General features: G+C 56.1%; 3 protein-coding genes. 1 reads left to right on the top strand and 2 read right to left on the bottom strand.

All coding sequences use genetic code 11. The features are described 5' to 3' along the window. The coding region (locus tag Q363_RS43505; RefSeq protein ID WP_211256462.1) for a hypothetical protein at nt 1-185 on the bottom strand (185 nt) is incomplete at its 3' end. 93 nt (nt 186-278) lie between these two features. Next, nucleotides 279-407, bottom strand: coding sequence for a hypothetical protein (locus tag Q363_RS45780; protein WP_281176117.1), 129 nt, complete (start codon nt 405-407; stop codon nt 279-281). A 161-nt stretch (nt 408-568) separates the two neighbouring features. Between Q363_RS45780 and Q363_RS31265 the strand changes: the two genes are divergently transcribed. After that, nucleotides 569-2,410, top strand: a complete 1,842-nt coding sequence (locus tag Q363_RS31265) for a recombinase family protein (protein WP_169747214.1) — start codon at nt 569-571, stop codon at nt 2,408-2,410. The last annotated feature ends 189 nt before the right edge of the window (nt 2,411-2,599 follow it).

Here is a 2,599-nt window from a genome sequence, read left to right as displayed (position 1 = left end):
TCTTCGACCAACGACAGCAACTGCTGGCGCGTATGTGTGTCGATGAGGCGTCGTTCCTTCTCGGTCTGCTGTTCGTATTCTTCCTCCATACTGGGGCACCACAGATAGCGGCTGGCGAAGCTGCCGGTACTATCAGCATTCCAAGATTGGTAGCCCCTGATCCAAAGACTAAATGCAATCTCCAAGCGGTTCTTCTCTGCCAGGAGAAGAGTGAGTGTCACCTGGCGGATGGACCGCAACTTGGCACTTCGGCTAATCAGCGCCAGTTCCTTGGCGAACTACTCCGTGATTGCGGCTTCTTTGCTCATCTGGTGCTTCGCCAGGTGCGTGCAGTCGATAATCCGTCCAATCGTGTAGTAGATCGAAATTCTGCTTGCCGGAAATCGAATGTCGTAAAGGTCTCGCAAACGCTGCCTCGATCAGCTTCCAGGGCCTTGCCGAGGCGACTCCGGGGGGAGGCGCCGGGCCCGCAAGCCGAGGCGCCTTTATCTTTGCAAACACTGTGGGTCGAGGTAGGCCGCCGCCACGTGCAGATTCTCGTTTCCGAAAAAGGAGCGTCATGACTACGATGAAGATTCAAAGACTCCACTATGAGCGCATGGCCTACGTTTATGTACGACAATCTACTCCGTGGCAGGTCATGGAGAATCGAGAGAGCACCGAGCGGCAATATCATCTGCGAGAGCGAGCCACACAGTTAGGCTGGCCTGTGAGTCACGTCGAGGTCATTGATGAGGACCAAGGTCGATCGGGCAGCACCGCAACTCATCGCAGCGGTTTTCAGCGCTTAGTGACGGAAGTGGGTCTGGGAAAAGTGGGAATCGTGTTGATGCTGGAAGCGTCACGATTGGCGCGCAATAATAGCGACTGGTATCGGCTGATCGAAATCTGCGGATTAACCAGTACCTTGATCGGGGACGAAAGTGCCGTCTACAGTCCGCGGGAACCAAACGATCGTTTGTTGCTCGGGGTAAAAGGGACTCTGTCGGAAGCGGAATTGTTTACTCTGCGCACGCGATTGTATGAAGGGCGTTGGAACAAGGCCCGGAAGGGGCACCTGCAGTTCCCGTTGCCAACAGGTTACGTGCGCGGTGCCGCTGGTGATTGGGAGTTGGATCCGGACGCTCAGGTGCGAGAACGACTGACTTGCCTGTTCGCCTCTTTCCGTCGTCATGGGATAGCTCGGAGTGTGGTGCGTGATCTGAAGCAACAAGGATTGGACCTGCCCACACGAATGACCACTCAGGACGGGTACGGCTCACTGATTTGGAAGACGCCTAGCTTGAGCGCCGTCGTTCGCATCCTGCACAACCCGGCCTATGCCGGAGTCTACGTGTTCGGTCGTTGGGAGTACTCTGGAGATCGCCGTTCGGCCAAGACGGGCAAGGTGCTCCCCCATCAGGTCCCCATGGCGCTATGGCCGGTGAAGATCGAGGCTCATCACCCGGCCTATCTCAGTTGGGAGGAGTACGTGAAGAACTGTGAGCGGTTGCGCCAGAACTGGAATCGCGAGGAAGCGAATGGCGTGGCTCGGGAGGGAAACGCTCTGCTCCAGGGCATCGTCTACTGTGGGATCTGCGGCTGCAAGATGGGAGTGCAAAACCGCGCCCTGAGTGAGAAACGATCCCCTTCTTATATCTGTCAAGCCAGCTACCAGAGTGGAGACGCGGATAAAATTTGCCAGAGCATGACCTCGCGCCCGGTGGACGCAGCGATCGCGGAAGCCTTCTTGGAAGCCGTTTCCCCTGTGGGGGTAGAGGTAGGATTCCGAGTTCTGGAGCAGCTGGAACAGGATCTGGCAGCCCAACGCCGCCAGCGGGAACTGCAACTAGAGCAAGCACACTATGAGGCGCGGTCAGCGCAACGCCAATATGATGCTGTCGACCCGGACCATCGTCTGGTGGCATCGGAGTTAGAACGGCGATGGAACGAGAAGTTGGAGAGAGTAACTCACTTGGAGCAAGCCTATGTCCAAGCAGAACAAGAAGCCCAATGGAATATCACACCGGAAGAACGCCGGGCGATACAGGAGCTTTCACAGAATCTGCCTCTTCTTTGGAGGGCCGCGACCACAACGAATCAGGAACGAAAGCGTTTGCTACGCATGGCGATAGCATCTGTACAACTAGATGGTGTGAGCAAGACCGCGGAAATCGACGTGCAGATTCGATGGCGCTCGGGAGTGCTAACCAACTTCGCCGTCAAGCGCGCTGCGCCAGGGGACGGATCTCTAAAGACGCCTCAGGAAGCTGTCGTGAAGATCCACGAAATGGCTGGGCAGTACTCTTACCGTGAAATCGCCGATCGTCTGAATGATATGGGTTACCGGACGGCGTTCGGGCGCCCTTTCACTCACCAGCATGTGGGCTATATCTGCCGACGTGACGGATTGGTAGCAGACTGCGAGTGACACCAGAACCTAGAATGGATGTACCCCGAAACGTAGTTTAATTTGCTGAGAACCACGGAATGTTGAACAAGAGGTGCTTTATGAATCATGTCTTTTCAACCCAAGCACCAACCGATCGTTGAAGCAAGTCGGGTCATAGGTGCCGTCCTGGTCCAGGATCAGCGTTCCGGCCATCGCGCACAACTCCAG

It is taken from the genome of Edaphobacter aggregans DSM 19364 (genome assembly GCF_000745965.1).
In the GTDB taxonomy this organism is placed as follows: Bacteria; Acidobacteriota; Terriglobia; order Terriglobales; family Acidobacteriaceae; genus Edaphobacter; species Edaphobacter aggregans.
The sequence above is the reverse complement of the archived record's forward strand: the minus strand, read 5'-3'. Positions and strand labels throughout refer to the sequence as shown.

What these genes read in the sequence shown, in the direction of transcription:
- Q363_RS31265 (WP_169747214.1), top strand. Translation starts at nt 569, where the DNA reads ATGAAGATTCAAAGACTCCACTATGAGCGCATGGCCTACGTTTATGTA.